The sequence below is a fragment of the Arthrobacter sp. U41 genome (assembly GCF_007679325.1).
Classification (GTDB): Bacteria; Actinomycetota; Actinomycetes; order Actinomycetales; family Micrococcaceae; genus Arthrobacter.
In genome coordinates, this window is the sequence record NZ_VEGI01000001.1 from 1,718,460 (window position 1) to 1,742,407 (window position 23,948).

The following is a 23,948-nucleotide window of genomic DNA, read 5'->3' on the forward strand; positions in this document are numbered from 1 at the left end:
TTTTCGGACAGACGCACCGTTTTCGGACAGACGCACCGGGGATCCAGGGCGCGGCGGTCCGATTCCGCCGCACTTTTCCGATACCGCCGCGCCGGGCCGAAGTCGCCGCGGGAAAGTTCTCCACATCCGCTGGGCCGGCCGTTGCCCGGCCCGTCTTCACGGATCAGCATCTGTGGCATGGACGGACCAGAACTGATTCTCAGCAGTGACCTCGCACGGCTTGGCCAGGATGCTCGGGGGCTGGCCCGGAAGGCGAAGTCCGGGCAGCTCCGCCGCATCCGACAGGGCGTCTACGTCCGGGCGCAGGACTGGGAGGCGCTGACCCCGTGGGACCGGTATCCGCTCCTCATCAGGGCGACGGCCGCCACTTTGAAGAGCCGCACGGTCTTCTGCCGCCAGTCCTCCGGCGTGCTCTGGGACATGCCGGTGCTGGGCCTTCAACATTCTGTGCACGCATGCACCTCCGACGCCGGGGGCGGACGCTCGCGGGCCGGGGTGCGCCGGCATTTCGTCGACTTGGACTCGGCCCGGATCGAAGAGCGCCACGGGCTGCTGGTCACCGGCCGCGCGCGTACAGCCTTGGACTTGGCAGCCTTCGAATCATTTGAGCAGGGCGTCGCGGTATTCGACCACGTCCTCCGGCCGCAGCCCGGCACCCTTGCACCGCTCAGCAAAGCGGAACTCGACGCCGGCGTCGACGGCAATTACACGGCGGCCGCCGCCCGGCGAATCCGGACCGCCCTAAGGTTTGCCGATCCCGCGTCCGGTTCCCCGGGCGAATCCGTCAGCCGCGCCATGATGCACCGGCTTGGCTTCCGGGTTCCTCTCCTTCAGGTCGAAATCCGGGACGGGCGCGGGCTGGTGGCCATCACAGACTTTGACTGGCCCGAGGAGCAGCTGTGCGGAGAATTCGACGGCCTGGTGAAATACCGGAATCCGGAGTACCTTCGGGGCCGGACGCCGGCGCAGGCCCTCACCGACGAGAAGCGCCGGGAGGACCGGATCCGCGCCACGGGCCGGCGCGTGGTCCGCTGGACGTGGTCTGAGCTGTCCAGTCCCGCACGATTTGCCGCATTCCTGGCGGAGGCGGGCGTTCCGCGGGCCACACTCCCGTCCTGCCTTCCCTGATCCGGACACGCTTCCGGAAAACGGCTGCGGATTCAGACACAGGCACCCCGGATCCGCGCCGCGCCCGTCCGAAATCGCGGCGTAAGACGGAAACAGGCGCAAAAACGGCGGGACAGGCCTACGGCCGGGTCCCCGCCACAATGGTGGCCGTGGAACGGAGCCGGAGGGCGCCGTCGTGCTCATAGCGGCCCAGCAGCCGGAAGACGTCGGCGCGGATCATTTCCCGGGCTTCCCTGTCCGCCCGGGCCAGGCCCGTGGCCACGGTGGTTGCGATGTCGGTCATGAACTCCCAGTAGAGCTCCGGTGATTCCTGGACCAGGTCCGTGCTGATTTTTCGCTCGCTGACGTCGACCAGCCCGGCCTCCGTGAACATCCGGGTCATGAACCCCTGCGCCGCGCAACGGAACAGCCCGGGCGTGCCCGCCGGGGGCACTGGCAGTTCGGTATGGCGGGCGATGGTGCCGAGGACCAGGCTGGCCCACGGGTTCTCGGCGGCGCGGCTCCAGACGGCGGCGCTGATCCGGGCGCCCGGTTTGGCCACGCGTACCATTTCGCCCACGGCGGTGGACATCCTGGGGAAGAACATAATGCCGAAGCGGCAGAGGACCGCGTCGAAGGAGCCGTCGTCGAACGGCAGGGAGGCGGCGTCGCCGACGGCGGTCTCCACGTTGGCCAGACCGCGGGTCGCGGCCTTCTCGGAGGCCACCCGCAGCATCCCCTCGGAGATGTCCAGGAGGGCGACGCTTCCGCGGGGAACGAAGGCGGCGGCGGTCAGGCCCGGCTCTCCGGTTCCGGCCGCAACGTCGAGCACCGCCGAGTCCGGGCGGAGCCACGCCTCCTCGATGACGGCGTCCCCAAAGGGTGCGTGCCAGCCCATCACTTCGGCGTCCCATTTCCGCCAGCCTGCGGAGAACTCGTCCCAGGTGCTGCGCTGCTGGTCCCTGATCTGCTCCGCTGAGGCTGACATGGCGCTCCTTGGCTGTTCCTTGCCCTCCCCCATCCCTTAGTGTGCTCCCCCGTCCGGGGCGGAGGCAATGGTTCCTGTGGCAGTAGGCTTAACGGCATGTCTACCCCCGAAAACCCCGGCACCCCAAGCGAGCAGCACGTCCCCGAACGGCGCGAGATCACCGTGCGCCGGGCGCCGAAGTACGTGCCGTTCCTGGTCCTGGGCGGGCTGGTGGGCTTCGGCGTCGCCGCCTTCCTCGCTTACGGCCTCCCGGGCGACGAAAGCTACGACGCCAGCGCCGTCTTCGGCTTCTTTATGATCATGTGCGGCGCGGGAGGCGTCATTTTGGGTGGCACCGTTGCGCTCATCCTGGACCGGCTGAGCGTCCGCCGGGCCAAGCGCGCCGTCGTCGAATCCGTCCCGGATTCCGTTCCCGACACCGGGGACCAGCCGGGAGCTTGAGGGCTGCCGGTCAAACGCTGCAGGTCATAAACCGGCCGCCGGGAAAGTCCTAGCGCACAACGTGAGATAATCGACCAGTGGCACGCGGCGATGGAAAACTTTCTCATGACCTTCTCTCTGGCGAAAAAGGCCCTCAGGACGCATGTGGCGTCTTTGGGGTCTGGGCTCCCGGCGAAGAGGTTGCAAAACTCACCTATTACGGGCTGTACGCACTGCAGCACCGCGGTCAGGAGTCCGCTGGTATAGCCACCAGCGACGGCAACCGGATCAACGTCTACAAAGACATGGGACTCGTATCCCAGGTCTTCGACGAGACCACGCTCAACACCCTGACCGGGCACCTGGCGGTCGGCCACTGCCGGTACTCCACCACAGGCGCCAGCCACTGGGCCAACGCGCAGCCCACCCTGGGCGCGACCGCCACCGGCACCGTGGCCCTGGCGCACAACGGCAACCTGACCAACACCGCCGAGCTCAAGGCCATGATCGTGGACCGCAACGGCGGCCAGCTCACCGGCGAAATGAAACAGGGCAACACCTCCGACACCGCCCTCGTCACCGCCCTGCTGGAGGGCGAAGAGGGCAAGTCCCTCGAAGAGACCGCCATGGAACTGCTGCCCAAAATCAAGGGCGGCTTCTGCTTCGTCTTTATGGATGAGGGCACCCTCTACGCGGCCCGGGACACCTACGGCATCCGCCCGCTCTGCCTCGGCCGGCTGGAACGCGGCTGGGTGGTGGCCTCCGAGCAGTCCGCCCTCGCCACCGTCGGCGCCAGCTTCATCCGCGAAATCGAGCCCGGCGAGTTCATCGCGATCGACGAGGACGGCGTCCGCTCGCAGCGCTTCGCCGAGGCGACACCGGCCGGCTGCGTTTTCGAATACGTCTACCTCGCCCGCCCGGACGCCTCTATCGCGGGCCGCTCCGTGTACGAATCCCGCGTGGAAATGGGCCGCCAGCTGGCCCGGGAAAACACCCAGGAAGCGGACATCGTCATCCCGGTGCCGGAATCAGGCACCCCCGCCGCCGTGGGCTACGCCGAAGAATCCGGCATTCCCTTCGCGCACGGCTTCGTCAAGAACTCCTACGTGGGCCGCACGTTCATCCAGCCCTCGCAGACCCTGCGCCAGCTCGGCATCCGGCTCAAGCTCAACGCCCTGGAATCGGTGATCCGCGGCAAGCGGGTGGTGGTGGTGGACGACTCGATCGTCCGCGGCAACACCCAGCGCGCCATCGTGCGGATGCTCCGGGAGGCAGGCGCGGCAAGCGTCCACATCAAGATCTCCTCCCCGCCGGTCAAGTGGCCCTGCTTCTACGGCATCGACTTCGCCTCCCGCGCGGAGCTGATCGCCAACGGCGCCACCATCGACGAGATCACCCAGGCCATCGGCGCCGACTCGCTCGCCTACATCTCCGAAGACGGCATGATCGAAGCCACCCGCCAGCCGCGCGAACGCCTGTGCACCGCCTGCTTCACGGGCAAATACCCCATTGAACTCCCGGCCGCCGACAGGCTGGGCAAGAACCTGCTCGAACGCACCGATCTGGGCGGGCTCCCTGCCGCCGGAACCGCTGCGCCCGCGGGCGCCCCTGCCCCGACCGTCTCTGCTGCGGGGGCCGCCGACGTCGATCCCGGCACCGCCGAGGATGAGGACCCGGCAGAGAAGCCCGGCGCCACCGGCTGCGATCCGGGACCGGACGCCGAATTCGAAGACCTGCTCACCGATGCCGACCGCGTCACCACAGCCGACAAGAAAGAGCCCGTATGACTTCCGCCTCCCCGGCCGCTGACATGAACGCCGCCCAGAACGCCGTTGGCATCACCTACGCCTCCGCCGGCGTCGACGTCGAAGCGGGCGACCGCGCCGTCGAACTTATGAAGGACGCCATCAAGGCGACCCACAACTCCTCGGTGATCGGCGGCGTCGGCGGCTTCGCCGGCCTGTACGACGTCTCGAAGCTGCTCACGTACAAGCGCCCCCTGCTGGCCACCTCCACCGACGGCGTCGGCACCAAGGTCGCCATCGCGCAGGCCATGGACATCCACGACACCATCGGCTTCGACCTCGTAGGCATGGTGGTCGATGACATCGTGGTGGTGGGCGCCGAGCCGCTGTACATGACCGACTACATCGCTTGCGGCAAGGTTGTCCCGGAGCGCATCGCGGACATCGTCCGCGGCATCGCGGCCGCCTGCTCCGTTGCCGGCACCGCCCTGGTGGGCGGCGAAACCGCCGAGCACCCGGGCCTGCTGGGCGAACACGAGTACGATGTGGCCGGTGCCGCCACCGGTGTTGTCGAAGCCGCCGACCTTTTGGGCCCGGACCGCGTCCGCGCCGGCGACGTGGTGATCGGCATGGCCTCCTCCGGGCTGCACTCCAACGGCTACTCCCTGGTCCGCCGCGTCATCAACCACGCCGGCTGGGCCCTGGACCGCCACGTCTCCGAGTTCAGCCGCACCCTCGGCGAGGAACTCCTGGAACCGACCCGCGTCTACGCCGCCGACTGCCTGGACCTGGCCCGCACCTTCCCGGTGAACGGCTCCGCTGGCGGCCAGGCCGTGCACGGCTTCAGCCACGTGACCGGCGGCGGGCTCGCCGCCAACCTGGCCCGTGTCCTGCCGCAGGGCCTGCTGGCCACCGTGGACCGCGCCACCTGGCAGCTCCCGGCCATCTTCCGGCTCGTCGCCGAACTGGGCAACGTCCCGCTGGCCGACCTGGAGCGCACGCTGAACCTTGGGGTGGGCATGGTGGCGATCGTTTCCCCCGAAGCCGCCGACGCCGCGGTGAACCGGCTCAACGAACGCGGACTGCCGGCATGGGTCATGGGCACCGTCGAGGAAAACTCGGACTCCGTGGTCAAGACGGGTCCGGACTACGTGCAGGGCGCGAAGGGCGTCGACGGCGGCGCCGTCCGGTTGGTCAACGCCTACGCCTAACCACTCATCGAGTGCTCCGTAACTGCCGTTTAGAGCCTCCAAAACGGCAGTTTGGGAGCACTCGACGTGCTTAAGCCGCGGCCCTAAACCTCCAGCACGCTGAACACGCCGCCCTGCGGATCCTCGAGGGTGGCGATCGTGCCGGCTTCGTCGGCCTCGTCCGGTGCGATCAGGACCGTCCCCCCGGCCGCTTCCGCCGCCGCGACGGCCTCCGCGACGCTGGACACTCCGAAATACACCTGCCACCCCGGCCTGAGCGTGCCCTCGGCGTCCGCCGGGACCGCGGCAATCCCGGCCACTTCGGTGCCGTTCACCATCAGCGTGGAGTACTTGCCGCCGTCGTCCTGCGGGTATTCGGTGACGTCGTGCCCGAACAGCTGCTGGAAGAATCCGACAGCGGACTGCGGCTCGGGCGTCAGCAATTCGGCCCAGGTCAGGGCGCCGGGCTCCCCGCCACGCGCGGTACCAAGATGGGTTCCGGCCTGCCAGGCGCCGGTGGTGCCACCTCCGGGCGGGGAGAAGAAGACCATCACGCCCGTGCCACCCACCGCCTCGGGCCCAAATTCAAGGGTTCCGCCGGCGTGGACCAGGCCGGCGGCGAGCTCTCCAGCATCGGGGGATGCGAAGTACACGTTCCATTGCGGAGTGGCTCCGGCGGCCAACTGGTGCGGGTTCTGCGGCGCGATCACACTGACCAGGTCCTCGCCCAGGAATGCCCGCGCGTAGCTGCGCCCGTCCGGGGTGGGCAGGTCTTCGAAGCGCCAGCCGAACACCGCGGCATAAAATTCCTTGGCCGCCGGGACGTCACTGGTCTGGAGGTCCGTCCAGCAGATCTCGCCTTCGGTGAACCCCGTGCGCATGTTCATGGCAATCCTTCCGGAACGGTTGGTGCGGGCCGGGCGGAGCCGCAGCTTCAACCTAGCCTGAGGGTGCGGCCCGGACAACCGCGCCCGCCCCCGGGAGCGACTCCGGCATAAACGGGCAGCAGAAAACCCGCCGTCCACCCCCTTGCGGGAGTGGCCGGCGGGCCTGAAATCATGTGGTCGGCAATCCGCTAAAAAAGCTGATGCCGGGAAGAAGTGTCGACTAACCTATCCGACGCGAATCTACCTCGTCGTCGTCCTCTTCCACATCGTCCGCGTACTTATCCACATAAGCCGAATAATCCGGCTCAACCGGCTCACTCGAGAAACGACTCGGTGCACGACCCTCTGAGCTCTTGAGCTCACGCTGAAGCGCAGAGTAGTCAGTGTTCGGGGAATAGTACTTAATATCCCGAGCCTGCTTGGTAGCTTTTGCCTTTTGACGGCCGCGCCCCATGGCGTGACCCCCTTTTGTACTCGGACCGGAGGTGGTCACCATTGGCGTTCGGTGAGGCCCCGGAATGTTTGGTCAATTTGTCGTACACCTAGATTACATGCTTTCTGCTGCAACTGCTCCCCGGGACGGCCGCCGGGGGCAGTCTTGCGCGCGCCGGAACCCCGGGCAGCGCCGCGGCAGCATGCAGCCCGCCCGGCAACTTAGATAGAGTTCCGTAGTGGACTCGCGGAAACGGGTCCGTCCGCCGCGCATCCAGCCGCGGCAAAGACGCTCGAAAGTGGTGAATTCTCAGTGACCGAAGAGAACGAGAGGCGCAGCGGCCCCCGCCCGCCTGCGGTTCCACCTGCCGGCGGACCGGGCGAACGGTCCGCCCCCGCCGCACCACATACCGCATCTGCCATCCCGCCGAAACCGTCGACGCCGCCGACCTCCGCGACGCCGATCGTGCCGGCGCCCCCGGCGGCTCCTGCTACACCCCCGGCCGGTCCCGCTTCGACTCCGGCATCCCCCGTTGCGCAACCGTCCGCTCCCGCTGCGCCCCCGGCCACGCCTGCTCAGACCCCGACGCCGGGCCGCGCGTCCGCGGCGTCCAGCACCCTCGCCGGCGCGGGCAGGGCAGCCTCGGAAAAGGCCTCGCAGCTCGGCGGCTGGCTGCGCCGCCAGAACCCCGTGCGGATGGGCACCGCCGCGGCCGCCGTCGTCGTCGTGGGCCTGCTGGTCTGGCTGGTGTCGTCTCTGGGCGGCGGCGACAAGGAGCCTGTCGCGGATACGTCCCCGGCCGCGTCCGCCACGACGTCGTCCGCCCCCGTGAAGCGGGGACCGCTGCCGCTGGAGGGAGTCGGCCCGCTGGAATTCCAGCCCGGCGACTGTTTCAAGGATTTCGACCCGGAGGCTCCGGAGTCAACGGTGGTGGACTGCGCCACAGGGCACTCGGCCCAGCTGATCGCGGTCCACCACTTTGAGGAGTCGGCCGGCTATCCCGGGCTGAACGCATTGAAGGACAAAGGCCGCGAGACCTGCCGGAACGCGCAGCTGGCCGCCGCCGCCACCGGTTACGACCTGAAGCAGCGCAACGCTTACCCGAGCTCCACGAGCTGGGAGAACGGCGACCGGCGCGTTGACTGCTATGTCACCGCGGATGCCGGCAACGTCATCATGGAATCGCTGATCCCCTAAGGGCCCTCCGCTAACCCAGGGCGCTGGTCCCGAAAAGAAACTGCCAGCCGGAGCGCGCTCCGGCTGGCAGTCTTGTTTTACGACTCGGGCCTAACCCTTGCGGCGGACGGACAGCCCGCTGCCGGTGGAGGCGCCGCCGTCGGGCCGGTCCGACGCCTCGGCGCCTCCCATGGTCAGCTCCGTCAGATCCGGCGCGGTATCCACGAGCACGGTGTCGCCGTCGGCGATGGTCCCGGCCAGGATGGCCTTGGCCAGCCGGTCGCCGATTTCCCGCTGCACGAGGCGGCGCAGCGGCCGGGCGCCGTAGGCCGGGTCGAAGCCGGTCACCGCGAGCCAGGCGCGGGCACCCTCGGTCACTTCCAGGGTGAGGCGGCGGCCCTTGAGGCGTTCGCCCAGTTCCTTGACCTGCAGCTCCACGATCCGGGACAGCTCCTCGATGTTCAGCGGGTCGAAGAGCACCACTTCATCGAGCCGGTTCAGGAACTCGGGCTTGAAGGAGGCGTGCACGGTGGCCATAACGGCCTCGCGCTTGGCGTTCGCGTCCAGGGCCGGGTCCACCAGGAACTGGCTGCCCAGGTTGGAGGTCAGCACCAGGATCACGTTGCGGAAGTCCACGGTGCGGCCCTGGCCGTCGGTGAGGCGGCCGTCGTCGAGCACCTGCAGGAGGATGTCGAACACCTCGGGGTGGGCTTTCTCCACCTCGTCCAGCAGCAGCACGGAGTAGGGGCGGCGGCGGACGGCTTCGGTGAGCTGGCCGCCCTCCTCGTAGCCCACGTAGCCGGGAGGGGCGCCGACGAGGCGGGCCACGGAGTGCTTCTCCGAGTATTCGGACATGTCGATCCGCACCATGGCGCGTTCGTCGTCGAACAGGAAGTCGGCCAGGGCCTTCGCCAGTTCGGTCTTGCCGACGCCGGTGGGGCCCAGGAACAGGAAGGACCCGGTGGGCCGGTTGGGGTCGCTGATCCCGGCGCGGGCGCGCCGGACGGCGTCCGAGACCGCGGTGACGGCCTTGGACTGGCCGATCAGCCGCTCGCCCAGCACGTGCTCCATCTCCAGCAGCTTCTGGCTTTCGCCCTGCAGCATGCGGCCGGCGGGGATCCCGGTCCAGGCCGAAATCACCTCGGCGATGTCATCGGCGGTGACTTCGTCGGCCACCATAAGGTCCTGTTTGGCGCCGCCGCCGGCCACCCGGGCGGTCTCGGCTTCGGCGGCCTCGTTGAGTTCGCGCTCCAGGGCGGGAAGTTCGCCATACAGGATCCGCGAGGCCGCCTCGAGGTCGCCTTCGCGCTGGAACTTTTCGGCTGCGGAGCGCAGCTCGTCGATGCGGGCTTTGAGGTCGCCCACACGGTTCAGGCCCGCTTTCTCGGACTCCCAGCGGGCGTTAAGCGCGGCCAGTTCTTCCTTTTTGTCCGCCATGTCCGACCGGATCGCGGCCAGCCGCTCCACCGACGCGGGATCGGTCTCGTTGGCCAGCGCCAGTTCCTCCATGGTCAGGCGGTCCACGGAGCGGCGCAGCTGGTCGATCTCCTCCGGGGCGGAGTCGATCTCCATACGCAGCCGGGACGCGGCCTCGTCCACGAGGTCGATCGCCTTGTCCGGCAGCTGCCGGCCGGAGATGTAGCGGTTGGAGAGCGCGGCGGCGGCGACGAGGGCGGAGTCGGCGATGGCGACCTTGTGGTGCGCCTCGTAGCGCTCCTTGAGCCCGCGCAGGATGCCGATGGTGTCCTCCACGCTGGGCTCGCCGACGAAGACCTGCTGGAAGCGGCGTTCCAGGGCGGGGTCTTTCTCGATGTTTTCGCGGTACTCGTCCAGCGTGGTGGCGCCGATGAGGCGCAGCTCGCCGCGGGCCAGCATGGGCTTGAGCATGTTGCCGGCGTCCATGGAGCTGTCCCCGGTGGCGCCGGCCCCCACCACGGTGTGGATCTCGTCGATGAACGTGACGATCTGGCCTTCGGAGCCCTTGATCTCCTCCAGCACGGCCTTGAGCCGCTCCTCGAATTCACCGCGGTACTTGGCGCCGGCCACCATGGACGCGAGGTCCAGGGCGATCAGGGTTTTGCCGCGCAGGCTTTCGGGGACGTCGCCGGCCACGATCCGCTGGGCCAGCCCCTCGACGACGGCGGTCTTGCCGACGCCGGGTTCGCCGATGATCACGGGGTTGTTCTTGGTCCGCCGGCTCAGCACCTGGATGATGCGGCGGATCTCGGCGTCGCGGCCGATTACCGGATCCAACTTCCCCGAGCGGGCAATCGCGGTGAGGTCGGTGCCGTACTTCTCCAGCGCCTGGAAGGAATTTTCGGGGTCCGCGTTATCCACCTTGCGGTCACCGCGGACGCCCGGCAATGCGGCGAGCAGGGCCTCATGGGAGGCGCCGGCGTCGCGCATCAGCTTACCGACGGCGTCGCTTCCGGAGGCGAGCCCCAGCAGCAGATGCTCGGTGGAGACGAAGCTGTCGCCGAGCCGCTCGGCCTCGCTCTGGGCGTTCTTGATGGCCTGAAGGGCGGTACGGGACAGCTGCGGCTGCTGCACGCTGCTGCCGGAGGTGGCGGGAAGGGCCTTGATGGCGGTGCTCGCCTGGACACTGACCGAATCCGGGTCCGCCCCGGTGGCGCGGAGGAGCGCGACGGCGACACCCTCGCGCTGGTCCATCAGCGCCTTGAGCAAGTGGGCGGGTTCGAGCTGGGGGTTCCCGGCCGTCGAGGCATTCATGGCGGCGGCGGCGAGAGCCTCCTGGCTCTTGGTGGTGAACTTGGCGTCCAAAGAGAGCTCCTTTCGGGAACATGCTGGTATTAAAGTTGAGTGTACTCCGCTCAACTTTGCATTGGGTCCGTTTGGGTCCATGTTTGCCGACGGCGAAATGGCTGTCTAGGGCCGGAGTCCCCGCGGCGCGCCGCTCCCGCCCGGGGGACATGCCCTCCGGCAGCTGCAAACACTGGACATAGTCCCTATATGCCCACTCATGGCGCCAAAGGCCGGACATGTCCCCGCGCATCGCGAGCCCATGGCTGGACATGTCCCCCCTGGAGGCGCGGAGTCGCGTTCCGGCCCGAGCCAACCTGCGCATTCGCTGGGCATGCCCTCCGCTGGCTGCAACCACTGGACATAGTCCCAATATGCGCACTCGTGGCGCCAAAGAATGGGCATGTCCCCCTGGATCGAGGCCGCAAGACCGGGCATGCCCCTTGTGCGCCAGGGGCAGGAGCGCGCGACTGGACATGTCCCGCGCACGCCGCGCACTCGGAGCGTCGGCCGCCCGAACCCCGTTAAACCATTTCGGCGATCGGCTCCCCCAAGGAGCCGACCGCCGATTAATGGGAGCTGGTCCGATGTCGGCGGACCAGCTCCGGTGGAGCGGCCGGGGGAACCGCTCCTGCAGGGGATTTCGCTGTTCATGCATCTTGTCACACATGTGACAGATTTGTCACGCGGTATTTTTGGGGTTTCCCGTGGGTAGTCTTTTGACCATGGATGAGACAGCAGCAGCGCAGCACCACACCACCCGGTCCGTTTTCTTGGACAAGGCCCATCCCGCCGCCTGGCGGGCCCTCAATGGGCTCGGCCTGAAGGCCAAGGAAGCCGCCGATGACGCCGGCCTGGACCAGACCCTGATCGAGCTGCTGAATGTCCGCATCTCGCAGATCAACGGCTGCGCCTACTGCCTGGACCTGCACGTGGGCGACGCCGTAAAAAACGGCGAAACCGCGCAGCGCCTTGCCGTCCTGCCGGCCTGGCGGGACACGGATCTGTTCACCGAGAAGGAACGCGCCGCACTGATCCTGGCCGAAGCCATCACCAACATCTCCGACGCCCGCGCCCGCGAGCACGAAGGCGCAGCCGCGAGGAAGCACCTCACCGACGCGGAATTCTCCGCGGTCAGCTGGCTGGTGATCGCCATGAACGCGTTCAATCGGGTGTCGATCGTCAGCCAGCACCCCGTACGCAAGGACCGCGGGTAGCCGGCCGCCCGGCCCCAACAGGCAGCCCCACCGCACCCGCCCGCCGTTACGACGGGTAGATCGACACCGCCGCCGCCTTGACCACGAAGTAGACCTCTAGGCCCGGAGCCAGGCCGAGGTCCGCGGAGGCAGCCGGGGTGACGTCCGCGGAGAGGTCCCCGGCCCGGATCCGAATCTGGTCCCCGTGCGGCTCCAGGTCGGTGACCGTGACCCGGAACGAGTTCCGCGGGCTGCCGTGCGCCTCGCCCAGAAACACCGAGACGGCCGACGGCGGGAACGCCGCCACGCCTGCCTGCCCGGCGACGAGCGGCGCGTCGTGCTGGCCCGCGAATTCGAGGCCCTCGGCGGTCCTGATTCCCGCCGACGTCACGGTCCCAGGGACCAGGTTCAGGCCGGCCAGCCCTGCGGCGAAACGGCTGCGTGGCCGCCGGAGGACCTCGCGGGTGGGCCCGTCCTCGGTGATCCGGCCCTCCTCCATAACAATCACCCGGTCCGCGAGCATGTAGGCGTCCAGGACGTCATGGGTGACGATGATGGCACGCCGGCCGGCCAGCACCCGTTTGAGCAGCCGTCGCAGCAGCGGAGCCGCGTGGATGTCCAGGGCGGACAGGGGCTCGTCCAGCAGCAGCACCTCCGGATCCACGGCCAGGGCCCGGGCAGCCGCCACACGCTGCGCCTGCCCGCCGGACAACTCCCCCGGCCGGCGGTCCGCGAGATCCGCGGCGTCCACCTCGGCCAGCCAGTGCCGGGCAGATTCCCGGGCCTCCCGCTTGGGCATCCCTGCGCTCCGCGGCCCGAAGGCGACGTTTTCGAGAGCGCTCAGGTGCGGAAACAGCAGGGGATCCTGGGCCAGCAGGGCGGTTCCGCGGCGGTGCGGCGCGGTCCACGTGTGCACGCCGGGACCAAGCTCGAACAGGACCCTGCCGTTCACCTCCGCCCGGCCGGTGTCCGGGCGCAGCAGCCCGGAGATCACCGAGAGCAGGGTGGATTTTCCCGCCCCGTTGGGCCCGAGCACGGCCACCGTCTCGCCCGGCGCCAGGCTCAGTGACACGTCAAAGCGGCGGGCGGCGAGGGCGGCGTCGAGCGTAAACGTCATGCCGGCACCCGGCCGGGAGTGCCGACCCGCGCCGACCTGCCGCCGGACCCGGCGGGCGCCGGTCCACGGTAGGAGAGCCCGACGACGACGACCGCCACCACAACCAGCAGCAGGGACAGCGCGACGGCGGCGTCGGCGTCGGTCTCCCGCTGCAGGTAGATTTCCAGCGGCAGGGTGCGGGTGACCCCCGGTAGGCTCCCGGCGAAGGTGAGCGTGGCGCCGAATTCGCCCAGGCTCCGCGCGAAGGAGAGCACCGCCCCGGACGCGAGCCCGGGCAGGACCAGCGGCAAGGTGACCCGGCGCAGGACGGTGGTGGGGCGCGCACCGAGAGTGGCGGCCACGGCCTCGTACCGGCTGCCGGCCGAGCGAAGGGCGCCTTCGAGGCTGACCACAAGGAACGGAAGCGCCACGAACGTCTGGGCGAGGATCACCGCCGTCGTCGTAAACGCGATCCGGAGGCCGGCGACTTCGAGGCCCTGCCCCAGGAGGCCCTGGCGGCCGAAGGCGTAGAGCAGCGCGATGCCGCCCACCACGGGGGGCAGCACGAGCGGCAGCAGGACGAAGGACCTCAGCAGCCGCTTGCCAGGGAAGTCGCCGCGGGCCAGCACCAGCGCCAGCGGCACCCCGAACAGGACACACAGCACCGTGCTCGCCGCGGCCGTGCGGAGGCTGAGCCCCAGCGCGGTGAGCGAGGACTCGGAGGTGATGAGCGGGATGAACTGCGGCCAGTTGACCCTGCCCAGCATGGCCGCGAGCGGCAGCAGCACAAACAGGGCCCCGACGGCGGCAATGGCCGCGACCCAGCGCGGGATCCCGGTGTAGGTGGTGTCTCTCCGGCGTTTCATGCGGGCCTACGGCGTTCCGAAGCCGGCGCCGCGGAAGATCCGCTGGCCGTCGGGGCCCGTGACCGCCTCGATGAAGTCGGCCGCGAGCTCCTTGTTTTTACCGTTCCGCACTGCGGTGATGGGGTAGGTGTTGACGGCCCGCGCGGATTCGGGGAACGGGATCGCCTGCACCTTGCTCCCGGCGGCCTTCGCATCCGTAACGTAGACCAGCCCGGCGTCGGCCTCGCCCGAGACGACCTTGCCCAGGACATCGGTCACGGACGATTCCTCGCTCACGGGCATGAGTGTGGTGCCGGTTTCCTTTTCAAGGGTCTTCGTGGCCGCGCCGCACGGGACCTGCTCCGCGCAAATCACGGTCCTGACCCCCGGCTTGGCGAGATCCGCGAAGGTGGCGATGGACGCGGGGTTCTCCGGGGGCACGGCGATGGTCAGCACGTTGGTGGCGAAGTCCCGGGGTGACCCCTCCACCAGGCCTGCCTCGCCCACTTTGGCCATGTTCTTCGTGTCGGCGGAGGCGAAGACATCCGCCGGGGCGCCCTGGCTGATCTGGGTGGCGAGGTCGGAGGACCCGGCGAAGCTGAGGGTCACGGTGGTTCCCGGGTGAGCGGCCTCGAACTCCTCGGCGAGCGCCGTGAAGGGGGCCTGGAGGGATGCCGCGGCGAAGACGGTGAGGGTCTTGCCGGCGTCTCTGGCCGGTGCGGTGCAGCCCGTGAGGCCGGCGGCAGCGGCGCAGCCCATGAGGCCGGCGGCCGCCAGCGCGGCGGCGGCCCGGATGCCGGGCCTCATATAACGCCCTTGCCCTTGGGTGTTTCGATGATCACGGTGGTGGCCTTGACGACGGCGGTCGCCACCGAGCCGAGCTCCAGGCCCAGCTCCCGCACGGCCTCGCTGCTCATTAGCGACACCACCCGGAACGGCCCGCACTGCAGTTCCACCTGGGCCATCACGGTATCGGCCGTGATGGCGGTGACGAGACCAACGAAACGGTTGCGGGCCGAACTGCCTGCCTTGGCCGGGTCGTCGGGAAGCTGGGCCTGCTCCCGGGCGAGCCGGGCGAGCTCCAGCCCGTCCACGGCCAGCCGGCCGGCGTCGTCCCTGAGCGGGGTCAGGCTTCCGTTCTCGGTCCAGCGCCGGATGGTGTCGTCACTGACGCCCAGGAACCGGGCCGCCTCGGAAACGCGAATATTGGGCATAGTGCCACTCTAACCCGCATATGCGGAACCGGTCAGCGATTGTGCCCGTAATTCCGGATCCGCACCAACGACCCCTTCCGGCCGCCCGCAGTTATCCTCCTGTGCCCGGCGCCACCGCCGCGTCTGAGGCCCGGATAGCATGTGCGGGCAAGTCCCGCGGGCCTGCGGCTCCGGCTGTGAGACGGTTGGTAAGTAACATGACCAACCGACAGTGGGAGACACATCAGCATGGGCAGTCCGGATAAGACAACCCCCTGGGGCGACAGCCTAGGCCGCGCCAGCATCAGGACCGCGCAGGTGCTCCTGCTGCTGGTCCTGACCGTCGTGGTGGTCTATGCCCTGATCCAGGTGCGGCTCGTGGTGATTCCGACGCTGCTGGCCCTCATCCTCGCCGCCGCGATCGCCCCGTTCGTGCACTGGCTGCGCCGCCGCGGCTGGCCCAGCACGGCCGCCACCACCCTGTCGTTCGTGCTGCTCCTGCTCGCGTTCGGGGCTGTGATCACCGGCATCGTCTTCGCCGTCATGAGCCAGGCGGACGAACTGGGCAGCAAGGCCACGGAAGGCTTCGACCGGGTCTACGACTTCATCCGCACCGGCCCCATCCCGATCGATGACCAGCAGATCCAGCAGGCGCGCGACGCCGCCATCGACTTCGCAACCAGCAGCACCGTCGGCGCGGGCGCCATTTCCGGACTCAGCGCGGCCGGCAACTTCATCACCGGCGCCGTGCTCATGGCCGTGATCCTGTTCTTCTTCCTGAAGGACGGCGAAAGTATCTGGGCCTTTGTGCTGCGGGCGTTCAAGGGCGAGAAGCTGGTCAGGGCACGCCGCGCCGGGGAGCGGAGCCTCACCGTGCTGGGCGGTTACGTGCGCGGAACCTCCATCGTGGCCTTCGTGGACGCGTTCTTCATTGGCCTGGCGCTGGTGATCATGGGCGTGCCGCTCGCGCTGCCGCTCGCCGCGCTGACCTTCATCGGCGCCTTCATCCCGCTGATCGGCGCCACCCTGGCCGGCATCCTCGCGGCGCTCGTCGCGCTGGTGGCCAACGGACCGCTCGCGGCCCTGGTGGTCATCATTGTTGTGATCGTCGTCAACCAGCTGGAGGGCAATTTCCTTCAGCCCGTCGTCATGGGCCAGGCGCTCAACGTCCATGCCCTCGTGATCCTGCTGGCCCTCACCGCCGGCACCATCCTCGCCGGCATCATCGGCGCGATCCTCGCCGTTCCTCTGGTGGCCGTGGCCTGGGCCGCGATCAAGGCCTGGAATTCGGAGGGCGACATCACCCCCGAGGCCGTTGCCGAAGCGGAGCATGAAACCCGGCTGAACGAACAGGGCGAAGGTGTGCGTTCCAAGCCGCGCGGCGCCCGGACGCCGGAGGAGGAGCAGTCCGACACCGCAGCCGCTGACGCCAGCCAGGGCTGATCCGCGGGATCCGGGGCCGGAATAGACTTCCCCCATGGCCATCTACATTGATCCTCCGCTCTGGCCGGCGCACGGAACGCACTTCTCGCACCTGATCTCGGACACGTCCCTGGCGGAGCTGCACGCCTTCGCGGCGGCGGCCGGCATTCCGGACCGGGCGTTCGACGGCGACCATTACGACGTCGCGGAAGCACGGTACGGCGCGCTCGTGGCGGCCGGGGCCGTCCCTGTGGAGGGGCGGGTGCTGGTCCGCAAACTGATCGCCAGCGGCCTGCGGATCCCGGCCCGGCGGCGCAGCAGCTCCCTCAAGCTTCCCCTGCTGACCCGCTGGAACGCCGTGCTTCCCGGCCACGACGCGCTCTTCCTGGACCTGCTGGACCGCTGGGGCGAGGAGCACCGGAAGTACCACGGCCGCACCCACCTGCTCACCGTTCTGGAGGCCCTGGACCTCCTCACCGAACCGGCCTACCCACCCCGCACCGTGCTGCTCGCCGCCTGGTTCCACGACGCCGTCTACCGCGGGATCGCGGGCCAGGACGAGGAGGACTCGGCCCGGCTCGCCGAGGACCGGCTGGCCCATGCGGGCCTTCCCGCTGCCGAAGTGGACGAGGTGGCCCGGCTGGTGCGGATGACGGCCGACCACCGGCCGGAGACCGGCGACGCCGCCGCCGCCCTGCTCAGCGACGCCGACCTCTCCGTGCTGGGCGGAACCCCGGCGGCGTACGCCCGCTACCTGGCCGCCGTCCGGCAGGACTTTGCGCACATCGGCGACGACGACTTCGCGGCCGGACGCGCCGCCGTCGTCCGCCAGCTCCTGCAGCTGGATCCGCTCTTCCACACCCCGCGGGGCAGGGACCTGTGGCTGGAGCCGGCACGGCGGAACCTGCAGGCCGAACTGGGGTAACGGGCCGCGCGCCGCGGGCCGTGTTGCTTTTGTGGCGGTCAGGCGCCCCGGCGGAGCTGCTCGGCGAGCCGGTCGAAGGATTCGCGCCAGCCGACGCCGTGTCCGTCGCGGTTGTCGATGGTGTCGAAGGGTCCCTGGATAAACGTCATCCGGGTGCCGCCGTCGATCTCGTCCAACTGGAAGGTCACTTCCGTTTCAAAACCACGGGTGCCGTCGGGTTTGTCCCAGGCATGGGTGAAGACGAGGAGGTTGGGCGGTTCGATGTCGGTGTGGACCCCGCTCCACCAGTGCTCCTCCCCCGTGCTGTCCTGGACCATGCAGGCCCGGTAGAGGCCGCCTATCTCCAGGTCCGCGTCGATACTGTCCCTGGGCGTGTGGAAGCCGCGCGGCCCCCACCACGCCACGGCCTGCTCCGGGTCCGTGAGGGCGGACCACACCCGGGTAATGGGGGACTGGAATTCACGGGTGATGACCAGCATGAGGTCTTCGGTCGACGTGCGGGATTCACCCTGGCCGGTCATTGCCGGAACAGCGGTGACATGCTCGGACATTGCGGTCCTCCTCTGATGGTGGCTAGCGGTAGGCCTTGCTGTAGGTCGTCACGAAGGGCCGGTCAGTCGGAACGATCTGTTTGCCCAGGGGCATCAGCGAAATCGGGATGAGCTTGAGGTTAGCGATGGCCAGCGGGATGCCGATGATGGTGATGGCCATGGCAAAGGCGGTCACCACGTGGGCGATCGCAATCCAGATCCCGGCCACAAGCAGCCAGATGACGTTCCCAAGCAGGGCGAACAACCCCGTTCCGCCCGGGCGGTCCACCACCGTGCGGCCGAACGGCCAGAGCGCATAGTTGGCGATCCGGAACGATGCGAGCCCCCACGGGATGGTGACGATCAGCAGGCAGCAGATGATTCCGGCCGCGAAGTATCCGAGCGCGAGCCAGAGCCCGCCAAAGAGCAGCCAGATGATGTTTAGCAATGTCTTCATGGCTCCATTGTCCTCCGCCGGAGGCCGATCCGGCCTAGGGGTTCACCCTGAACAATTCCTGAATTGGCCCCGGTGACGCCCGCCGCGGGCGGGGAGCTTTGCGAACGCCCAAAAGGGCACAATACTGGGAGCATGCCTGCACTCCTGAAGATTGCCCTGATTGTCGCCCTCGTCCTATTGGTTGTTGGGCTTGTTGTGGAGGCCGTGCAGTTCCTGCTCTACGTGGGCCTCCTGGTCCTGGTGGGCGCTGGCATCCTGTTCTTCCTGCGCCGCTCGCGCATCACGCGCTGACACCGCCCGTCCGGCACGCGCGCAGGTGACTAATTTCGGAGACCTCCTTGGGCCCATTCTTGAGGTCATGACGTGGGTGGGCTTCATCCTGGGCCTGCCGCTGCTGGTGTGGGGCTGGATTTCCCGGCGGCGGCACTGCGTGTGGGTCGGGACCACCGGCAAGGTGATCAGCGCCGGCGGCTTCACCGGGTACAGCTGGACTGACCACGACGACGCCGACCACCGGTCCCTGCTGCCCGCGGCCGAGTCGGACGGCCTGGTGGTCGGCTCCGACGTCGACCTCTTTTACGACGTCTGCCACCCGTCCCGCTGGGGACTCAAACCGCCGAAGCACGACAACGCTGCCTGGACCCTGGGCTGGATCCTCACCGGGGTGGGCGTGCTCTCCACGGTGGGCGGCTTCGTTTTGCTGCTTTTCTGACCGGCCGGCGGCGCCGCCCGCTAACCCTGCTTCACCATGGCGGCTTCGACGCTGATCTTGACCTTGTCGCTGACCAGTAGCCCGCCGGCTTCGAGCGCGGCGTTCCAGGTCAGGCCGAATTCCTTGCGGCTGATGTCCGCCTCCGCGCTGAACCCGGCGCGGGTGGCACCGAACGGATCCACCGCGATACCGGTGAACTCGACCTCCAGGTCCACCGGCTTGGTGATGCCGCGGATGGTCAGTTCGCCGGTCAGCACGTAGTCCTCGCCGTCGCCCCGGATCCCCGTGGCCCGGAATGTCATCTCCGGATACTGCTCGACGTCGAAGAAGTCGGCGCCGCGGACATGGGCGTCGCGGTTGGCGTCGCCGGAGTCGAAGCTGGCGGTCTTGATGCTCGCATGCAGGCTGGAGTCGGCGAGGGAATCGCCCACGTGCGCCTCCGCCGAGGCCTCGTTGAAGCGGCCGCGGACCTTGCTGATGCCGGCGTGCCGGACGCTGAAGCCGACTTCGCTGTGGGACATGTCCAGTGTCCAGACGCCGGGGGTCAAACCTTGGGGCAGAGTCACAACGGTCTCCTTCGCACGCGTGGCGGGCCGGACCCGCCGGATCATCGGGGTACTCCCCCAAACAGCCATGCTAGCCACGGCGCCGCGGCCCGGCTAGCCATTCGCGGTGCCGCAGCGCGGGCAGCCTTTTCGCGGTGCCGCGGCCCGGACTTCGATACCCGGCCAATGGCCGGGGCGACATGCCGGGTGATCTCAGGCGGCGGGACCCGGCGGTGCCTGGCCTGCGGCGTACTCCTGCAGGGGGACCTGGCCGGCGGCCCACGCCTTCATGACGGGGTCGATGATGCGCCAGGACTCTTCTGCCTCGTCGCCGCGGATGAACAGCATCGGGTCACTGTGCAGCATCTGGAGGATCAGGTGGGCGTAGGCGGTGAACTGCGGAGGCGTGGTGGTCGCGTGAAGCTCCCGGACCTCTGCCGTCGTTTCGGGACCGTTCAGGGTTGTGGAAAGCCCCACGTACGGCTCGTTGAGTCCGATCCTGAGCACATTAGGCTCGACGCCGGGCCATTGATCTGTGAGGTACGCCGGCAGCGGACGAAAGCGGATGGCGATCTCGGCTGCGTCCTCCGCGAGGGCCTTGCCTGAACGCAGGGTGAAAGGCACGCCCGCCCACCGCGGGTAGTTCACCTGCAGGGTCAGGGAGGCATAGGTCTCGGTGTTGCGGCCGGGGTCGACGCCGGGTTCGTTGACGTATGAGGGCACCTGTCTCGTGCCGATGCTGCCTTCGGTGTAGCGCGCGCGGATCGTGTCGCGGCTCATCCGTTCCGCCGTCGGCGTGGCCACTGCACGGAGCGCTTCCACGCGGACGTCCCTGAAGGAACGGGCGTCGATCCGGGCGGGCTGTTCCATGAGGACCAGCGCCATGGCCTCCATAAGGTGGTTCTGCACCATGTCTTTCATGGCCCCTGCACCGTCGTAATAGGTGGCCCGGCCCTCGAGCGTCAGGCTCTCCAGCCAGCTGATGTCCACGCTCTCGATGTGCGTCGAGTTCCACACCGGCTCGAAGACCCGGTTGAGGAACCTGAGGGCGACCACCCGGCGGACAAGCTCGCTGGACAGGAAGTGATCGATGCGGAAGATCGTCGGCTGGGGCAATCGGAGGTGCAGGATCTCGTTCAGGTGCTGGGCTGACGCCAGGTCGTTGCCAAAGGGCTTCTCGATGGCCACCGCATCCGAACGCCGCAGCTTGCTTCCGGCCAGGGCCGTCAGCACGGGTTCGAACAGAGACGGGGGCAGCGCGAGGTACACCAGGGCGTCGGGGCGGTCATCACCGAGCAGGCGGCTGATGTCCTCGGCCTGCGTGACGTCCGCGGGCTGGAAAGTGAGCATGCGGACGACTGCCTCATTCGTGGACGCCGAGGCGGTGGAGTGCTGCTCCAGCCCGGCCGCAATGTGCTGGCGAAAGTCTTCAGTTGTCCACTCCGCATTGGAGGCGCCGACGATCGTAAACCCCGGCGGCAGGAGCCCCGCCTGGGCAAGCTGGGCGATGGCGGGAAGCAGCAGCCGGCTGGTGAGGTCGCCTGAAGCTCCCAGGAGAACCATTCTCTCGATCATGGGGTCGTCTCTTTCTCGAAGGATGCGCCCGGGGGGTGCGCCGTTGCCGGCAGGTCCGCGAGCCGCTCGGAGGGCCGGCCGGCCACGCCGGGGCGGCACCGGAAGATGGCGCCGGCCAAGGGCTGGGTGGCGCGGCTGTGTTCGTCCAGGTCGGTCCACGACGTGGTGATGTAGAGGTCCTCTCCGTGGGGTCCCCCGAAGGTGAGGGAGGTCGGGTTGCTGGTGGGTACCTCGATGGTTCCGTCGAGCGCACCGTCCGGTCGGAACCGGCGAACCGCGCCGGCCCGGCCCAGGGCGACCCAGAGCATTCCCTCGTCGTCGACGCTCATGCCATCCGGCCAGACCTGTTCGTCGCTGAAGTCAAGGAAACGACGGCGTCCGGACAGCGCGCCCGTTTCGGGCTCCAGATCGAACACGTCAATGACGCACAGATCGGTGTCAGCGAGGTAAAGCCGCCCCCGCACCTCATCGAATGCGGGCCCGTTGGAGATGGTGAGGCCGTCGACGACGCAATTGGCCTTGCCTGCCTCGACCCGGTAAAGCGCGGCACTGCCCGGACGCTTGTCGAAAGCCATCGTGCCGACCCAGGCCCTCCCCCGGCTGTCGACCTTGATGTCGTTTGCTCGGTTCTCCGGCCTGTCCTGCTCGATCGGCACCCTTAGATCCAGCGCACCCGTTGACCGGTCGAGGACGGCCAACCCTTCGGGGGTGGCCACCACCGGCTCCCCGTGAGGGTCGAGGACCACTCCGCCGGGTTGTCCGGCGGTGCTCCAGGAACTGTCGTTGCTGGACTCCGGGTGGAACCGGTGCACTCGCTGCCCTGTGATGTCGACCCACCACAGGGCGGCCGTGGCGGCGTCCCACAGCGGGCCCTCCGCGTGCTGGGCCCGGATGCTCAACGCAACGTCGACCGGTGTATCACCCATGACGCGTACCTACCTCCACCCGGTTGGGTTGTTCAGATGTGTTCGAGTGCGCCGGGCAGCCGGGCAAGATCGTCCTCGGCGTGGGCCACCATCGGCATGCCGCCGTGGCCTACGGTCAGAGGCGTCCGGTGGTAGCCGTGGTAGGTCATCACTCCGCCGGAGAGCAGTGCCACGTCCTGGAACCCGTTCTGCTTCAGCACGCAGTAGGCGATGTAGCTGCGGAACCCCGAGCGGCAATAGGTGTACACGGGCTTGTCGCGGGGCACCTCGTCAAGCCGCTGGCGCAGCTCCGTGTAGGGAACCAGGATCGCCCCGGGGATATGCCAGGCGTCAAACTCCGCCTGGGTACGGGTATCGAGAATGGTCACCCGGTCGGCGCAGTCCGGGAACTCCTCCGGGTAGCAGAGGTCGACGTCGCCGCGCAGCAGGTTGGAACCGATGAAGCCAGCCATGTTAACGGGGTCTTTCGCCGCACCGTACGGCGGGGCGTAGGCGAGCTCCAGGTGTTCCAGATCGAAAATCGTCATTCCGGCGCGCAACGCAACCGCAAGTACGTCGATGCGCTTGTCGACACCGTCCCAGCCGAGCACCTGCCCGCCCAGAAGCTTCCCGTCGTCGGGGGCGAACAGCACCTTCAGGAACAGCGGCGAGGTGCCGGGATAGTACGCCGCGTGGCCGTTCTGGTGAGTGTAGACCTTGCGGTACTCCATTCCGGCCTCGCGCAGCTCGGTCTCGGTCATACCGGTACCCCCGGCGGTCATCTCGAATACCTTGACCACAGCCGTGCCCTGTGTGCCGCGGTATGCGCTGGTCCGGCCGGCGATCGTCTCAGCGGCGATCCGGCCCTGCCGGTTCGCCGGGCCCGCCAGCATCGAGAGTACCGGCTGGCCCGTGAGGAAGTGGGCGGTCTCCACAGCGTCACCGGCAGCCAGGACGTCGGGCGCCGACGTGCGCATCTGCGCGTCAACCACGATGCCGCCGCGGTCTCCAATCTTCAGGCCGGCGTCCCGGGCGAGGTTCACATTCGGACGCGCACCGGAGGCCATGACCACGACGTCGGTCTCGATGGAGGTGCCGTCGGAAAGGTCGACCACCAGCCGGTCGTCCTCGGTGCGGCGGACCGCGGTGGCGGAGGTGCCGAGGCGAAGGTCCACGTCCTGGGTGCTGACGTGGAAGTCCAGGATCCGGGTCATCTCGGGGTCGAGCCAAGGCATCAGCCGTTCAGTCCGCTCGACGACTGCCGTTTTGAGCCCCCGCGCCCGGAACGCCTCGGTGAGTTCCAGTCCGATGTAGCTGCCGCCGACCACCACGGCGCTGGAGGCCCCGCTGTCCACATGGGCCATGATCCGGTCCATGTCCGGGATGTTGCGCAGCACGTCGACCCGGGGGTCATCCGCGCCCGGGATCGGAGGCCGGATTGGCTCAGCACCAGTGCACAGCACGAGCTTGTCGTAGGACTCCCGGTACGTCCGGCTATGTTCCTGGTCGTGCACCTCGACTTCCTTCATAGCCAGGTCGATGCGGACCACGTCTTGTCCGGTCCGCACGTCGAGTGCCAGGCTCTTTGCCAGGCTCTCGGGTGTCTGGAGCAGGAGGCTGCCACGTTCGGGGATCGCCCCGCCGATGTGGTAAGGCAGGCCGCAGTTGGCGAACGAGACGTACTGGTCACGCTCGAGAATGACGATCTCGGCCGACTCATCGAGGCGCCTCAGACGCGCTCCTGTCGACGCTCCCGCGGCAACTCCTCCGACAATGACCGTTTTCATCTTCGTCCCTGCTTCCTAAGGTTCCGCTCGCTGTGATCAACCGGCCGGGTGCCG

Annotated in this window: 24 protein-coding genes; 10 read left to right on the forward strand and 14 right to left on the reverse strand. The window is 68.5% G+C overall.

Features of this window, described 5'->3' with window-relative positions; all coding sequences use genetic code 11:
- Positions 1-177: 177 nt before the first annotated feature.
- The gene (locus FS787_RS08030) at positions 178-1,128 is read left to right on the forward strand and encodes a type IV toxin-antitoxin system AbiEi family antitoxin domain-containing protein (RefSeq protein WP_144671645.1); all 951 of its coding nucleotides are present in this window, start codon (positions 178-180) and stop codon (positions 1,126-1,128) included.
- Positions 1,129-1,246: 118 nt separating this feature from the next.
- Here the strand turns inward: FS787_RS08030 and FS787_RS08035 are convergent, their stop codons facing one another.
- A complete protein-coding gene (locus FS787_RS08035; protein WP_144671646.1) occupies positions 1,247-2,095 on the reverse strand; it encodes a class I SAM-dependent methyltransferase in 849 nt (282 codons plus the stop codon).
- A gap of 96 nt (positions 2,096-2,191) precedes the next feature.
- Between FS787_RS08035 and FS787_RS08040 the strand changes: the two genes are divergently transcribed.
- The 3 genes from FS787_RS08040 to purM all read left to right on the forward strand — a co-directional run bounded on the left by FS787_RS08040 (position 2,192) and on the right by purM (position 5,471).
- The gene (locus FS787_RS08040) at positions 2,192-2,536 is read left to right on the forward strand and encodes a hypothetical protein (RefSeq protein WP_144671647.1); all 345 of its coding nucleotides are present in this window, start codon (positions 2,192-2,194) and stop codon (positions 2,534-2,536) included.
- Positions 2,537-2,613: 77 nt separating this feature from the next.
- Entirely contained in the window at positions 2,614-4,302 is a 1,689-nt protein-coding gene (gene purF, locus FS787_RS08045) for an amidophosphoribosyltransferase (protein ID WP_144671648.1), read from the forward strand.
- The gene (purM, locus tag FS787_RS08050) at positions 4,299-5,471 is read left to right on the forward strand and encodes a phosphoribosylformylglycinamidine cyclo-ligase (protein WP_144671649.1); all 1,173 of its coding nucleotides are present in this window, start codon (positions 4,299-4,301) and stop codon (positions 5,469-5,471) included. Before purF ends, purM begins: the two co-directional genes overlap by 4 nt.
- 83 nt (positions 5,472-5,554) lie before the next feature.
- On the opposite strand, the gene FS787_RS08055 is transcribed toward purM, so the two are convergent.
- Both FS787_RS08055 and FS787_RS08060 read right to left on the reverse strand, forming a co-directional pair.
- The gene (locus FS787_RS08055) at positions 5,555-6,337 is read right to left on the reverse strand and encodes a VOC family protein (RefSeq protein WP_144671650.1); all 783 of its coding nucleotides are present in this window, start codon (positions 6,335-6,337) and stop codon (positions 5,555-5,557) included.
- A gap of 220 nt (positions 6,338-6,557) precedes the next feature.
- Entirely contained in the window at positions 6,558-6,791 is a 234-nt protein-coding gene (locus FS787_RS08060) for a DUF3073 domain-containing protein (RefSeq protein ID WP_082492711.1), read from the reverse strand.
- Between the two features lie 291 nt (positions 6,792-7,082).
- On the opposite strand from FS787_RS08060, the gene FS787_RS08065 reads away from it, so the two are divergent.
- Positions 7,083-7,967, forward strand: coding sequence for a septum formation family protein (locus tag FS787_RS08065; protein ID WP_144671651.1), 885 nt, complete (start codon positions 7,083-7,085; stop codon positions 7,965-7,967).
- Between the two features lie 90 nt (positions 7,968-8,057).
- Here the strand turns inward: FS787_RS08065 and clpB are convergent, their stop codons facing one another.
- Positions 8,058-10,727 carry an ATP-dependent chaperone ClpB gene (clpB, locus tag FS787_RS08070; RefSeq protein WP_144671652.1) on the reverse strand — a complete coding sequence of 890 codons (2,670 nt, stop codon included), beginning with the start codon at positions 10,725-10,727 and terminating at the stop codon, positions 8,058-8,060.
- Positions 10,728-11,431: 704 nt separating this feature from the next.
- Here clpB and FS787_RS08075 point away from each other — a divergent pair.
- A complete protein-coding gene (locus FS787_RS08075) occupies positions 11,432-11,923 on the forward strand; it encodes a carboxymuconolactone decarboxylase family protein (protein ID WP_144671653.1) in 492 nt (163 codons plus the stop codon).
- A gap of 46 nt (positions 11,924-11,969) precedes the next feature.
- On the opposite strand, the gene FS787_RS08080 is transcribed toward FS787_RS08075, so the two are convergent.
- From FS787_RS08080 to FS787_RS08095, 4 genes are read right to left on the reverse strand one after another with little or no spacing between them, the layout of a single operon-like run.
- Complete coding sequence (locus tag FS787_RS08080) at positions 11,970-13,019, reverse strand: sulfate/molybdate ABC transporter ATP-binding protein (RefSeq protein WP_144671654.1); 1,050 nt, start codon at positions 13,017-13,019, stop codon at positions 11,970-11,972.
- The gene (locus FS787_RS08085; RefSeq protein WP_144671655.1) at positions 13,016-13,864 is read right to left on the reverse strand and encodes an ABC transporter permease; all 849 of its coding nucleotides are present in this window, start codon (positions 13,862-13,864) and stop codon (positions 13,016-13,018) included. The genes FS787_RS08080 and FS787_RS08085 overlap by 4 nt, the downstream gene beginning before the upstream one ends.
- A 6-nt stretch (positions 13,865-13,870) precedes the next feature.
- Complete coding sequence (gene modA / locus FS787_RS08090; RefSeq protein WP_144671656.1) at positions 13,871-14,650, reverse strand: molybdate ABC transporter substrate-binding protein; 780 nt, start codon at positions 14,648-14,650, stop codon at positions 13,871-13,873.
- Positions 14,647-15,057 carry a molybdopterin-binding protein gene (locus FS787_RS08095; protein ID WP_144671657.1) on the reverse strand — a complete coding sequence of 137 codons (411 nt, stop codon included), beginning with the start codon at positions 15,055-15,057 and terminating at the stop codon, positions 14,647-14,649. Before FS787_RS08095 ends, modA begins: the two co-directional genes overlap by 4 nt.
- A 228-nt stretch (positions 15,058-15,285) precedes the next feature.
- On the opposite strand from FS787_RS08095, the gene FS787_RS08100 reads away from it, so the two are divergent.
- Positions 15,286-16,479, forward strand: a complete 1,194-nt coding sequence (locus FS787_RS08100) for an AI-2E family transporter (RefSeq protein ID WP_144671658.1) — start codon at positions 15,286-15,288, stop codon at positions 16,477-16,479.
- Positions 16,480-16,513: 34 nt separating this feature from the next.
- On the forward strand, positions 16,514-17,383 hold the full coding sequence (locus FS787_RS08105; RefSeq protein WP_144671659.1) for a DUF4031 domain-containing protein: 870 nt from the start codon (positions 16,514-16,516) through the stop codon (positions 17,381-17,383).
- Positions 17,384-17,421: 38 nt separating this feature from the next.
- Here the strand turns inward: FS787_RS08105 and FS787_RS08110 are convergent, their stop codons facing one another.
- Entirely contained in the window at positions 17,422-17,934 is a 513-nt protein-coding gene (locus FS787_RS08110; protein WP_144671660.1) for an SRPBCC domain-containing protein, read from the reverse strand.
- A 22-nt stretch (positions 17,935-17,956) separates the two neighbouring features.
- Entirely contained in the window at positions 17,957-18,370 is a 414-nt protein-coding gene (locus tag FS787_RS08115) for a YccF domain-containing protein (protein WP_144671661.1), read from the reverse strand.
- A gap of 132 nt (positions 18,371-18,502) precedes the next feature.
- On the opposite strand from FS787_RS08115, the gene FS787_RS08120 reads away from it, so the two are divergent.
- Together FS787_RS08120 and FS787_RS08125 are read left to right on the forward strand one after the other, a co-directional pair.
- On the forward strand, positions 18,503-18,661 hold the full coding sequence (locus FS787_RS08120; protein WP_144671662.1) for an LPXTG cell wall anchor domain-containing protein: 159 nt from the start codon (positions 18,503-18,505) through the stop codon (positions 18,659-18,661).
- Between the two features lie 25 nt (positions 18,662-18,686).
- Positions 18,687-19,082 (forward strand): hypothetical protein, encoded by a 396-nt coding sequence (locus tag FS787_RS08125; RefSeq protein ID WP_260982449.1) that lies wholly within the window; start codon positions 18,687-18,689, stop codon positions 19,080-19,082.
- A gap of 20 nt (positions 19,083-19,102) precedes the next feature.
- On the opposite strand, the gene FS787_RS08130 is transcribed toward FS787_RS08125, so the two are convergent.
- The 4 genes from FS787_RS08130 to FS787_RS08145 all read right to left on the reverse strand — a co-directional run bounded on the left by FS787_RS08130 (position 19,103) and on the right by FS787_RS08145 (position 23,894).
- Positions 19,103-19,648: a YceI family protein gene (locus FS787_RS08130; protein WP_144671663.1), complete on the reverse strand. Its 546-nt coding sequence runs from the start codon at positions 19,646-19,648 to the stop codon at positions 19,103-19,105.
- Between the two features lie 192 nt (positions 19,649-19,840).
- Entirely contained in the window at positions 19,841-21,202 is a 1,362-nt protein-coding gene (locus tag FS787_RS08135; RefSeq protein ID WP_144671664.1) for a glucose-6-phosphate dehydrogenase, read from the reverse strand.
- Entirely contained in the window at positions 21,199-22,128 is a 930-nt protein-coding gene (locus tag FS787_RS08140) for an SMP-30/gluconolactonase/LRE family protein (protein ID WP_144671665.1), read from the reverse strand. Before FS787_RS08140 ends, FS787_RS08135 begins: the two co-directional genes overlap by 4 nt.
- A 32-nt stretch (positions 22,129-22,160) precedes the next feature.
- Entirely contained in the window at positions 22,161-23,894 is a 1,734-nt protein-coding gene (locus tag FS787_RS08145; RefSeq protein WP_144671666.1) for an FAD-dependent oxidoreductase, read from the reverse strand.
- Positions 23,895-23,948 lie beyond the last annotated feature (54 nt).

What these genes read in the sequence shown, in the direction of transcription:
- FS787_RS08100 (WP_144671658.1), top strand. Translation starts at nt 15,286, where the DNA reads ATGGGCAGTCCGGATAAGACAACCCCCTGGGGCGACAGCCTAGGCCGC.
- FS787_RS08140 (WP_144671665.1), bottom strand. Translation starts at nt 22,128, where the DNA reads ATGGGTGATACACCGGTCGACGTTGCGTTGAGCATCCGGGCCCAGCAC.
- FS787_RS08085 (WP_144671655.1), bottom strand. Translation starts at nt 13,864, where the DNA reads ATGAAACGCCGGAGAGACACCACCTACACCGGGATCCCGCGCTGGGTC.
- purM (WP_144671649.1), top strand. Translation starts at nt 4,299, where the DNA reads ATGACTTCCGCCTCCCCGGCCGCTGACATGAACGCCGCCCAGAACGCC.
- FS787_RS08095 (WP_144671657.1), bottom strand. Translation starts at nt 15,057, where the DNA reads ATGCCCAATATTCGCGTTTCCGAGGCGGCCCGGTTCCTGGGCGTCAGT.
- FS787_RS08055 (WP_144671650.1), bottom strand. Translation starts at nt 6,337, where the DNA reads ATGAACATGCGCACGGGGTTCACCGAAGGCGAGATCTGCTGGACGGAC.
- FS787_RS08075 (WP_144671653.1), top strand. Translation starts at nt 11,432, where the DNA reads ATGGATGAGACAGCAGCAGCGCAGCACCACACCACCCGGTCCGTTTTC.
- FS787_RS08145 (WP_144671666.1), bottom strand. Translation starts at nt 23,894, where the DNA reads ATGAAAACGGTCATTGTCGGAGGAGTTGCCGCGGGAGCGTCGACAGGA.
- FS787_RS08030 (WP_144671645.1), top strand. Translation starts at nt 178, where the DNA reads ATGGACGGACCAGAACTGATTCTCAGCAGTGACCTCGCACGGCTTGGC.
- modA (WP_144671656.1), bottom strand. Translation starts at nt 14,650, where the DNA reads ATGAGGCCCGGCATCCGGGCCGCCGCCGCGCTGGCGGCCGCCGGCCTC.
- FS787_RS08110 (WP_144671660.1), bottom strand. Translation starts at nt 17,934, where the DNA reads ATGTCCGAGCATGTCACCGCTGTTCCGGCAATGACCGGCCAGGGTGAA.
- FS787_RS08115 (WP_144671661.1), bottom strand. Translation starts at nt 18,370, where the DNA reads ATGAAGACATTGCTAAACATCATCTGGCTGCTCTTTGGCGGGCTCTGG.
- FS787_RS08080 (WP_144671654.1), bottom strand. Translation starts at nt 13,019, where the DNA reads ATGACGTTTACGCTCGACGCCGCCCTCGCCGCCCGCCGCTTTGACGTG.
- FS787_RS08060 (WP_082492711.1), bottom strand. Translation starts at nt 6,791, where the DNA reads ATGGGGCGCGGCCGTCAAAAGGCAAAAGCTACCAAGCAGGCTCGGGAT.
- FS787_RS08035 (WP_144671646.1), bottom strand. Translation starts at nt 2,095, where the DNA reads ATGTCAGCCTCAGCGGAGCAGATCAGGGACCAGCAGCGCAGCACCTGG.
- FS787_RS08135 (WP_144671664.1), bottom strand. Translation starts at nt 21,202, where the DNA reads ATGATCGAGAGAATGGTTCTCCTGGGAGCTTCAGGCGACCTCACCAGC.
- FS787_RS08120 (WP_144671662.1), top strand. Translation starts at nt 18,503, where the DNA reads ATGCCTGCACTCCTGAAGATTGCCCTGATTGTCGCCCTCGTCCTATTG.
- FS787_RS08105 (WP_144671659.1), top strand. Translation starts at nt 16,514, where the DNA reads ATGGCCATCTACATTGATCCTCCGCTCTGGCCGGCGCACGGAACGCAC.
- FS787_RS08040 (WP_144671647.1), top strand. Translation starts at nt 2,192, where the DNA reads ATGTCTACCCCCGAAAACCCCGGCACCCCAAGCGAGCAGCACGTCCCC.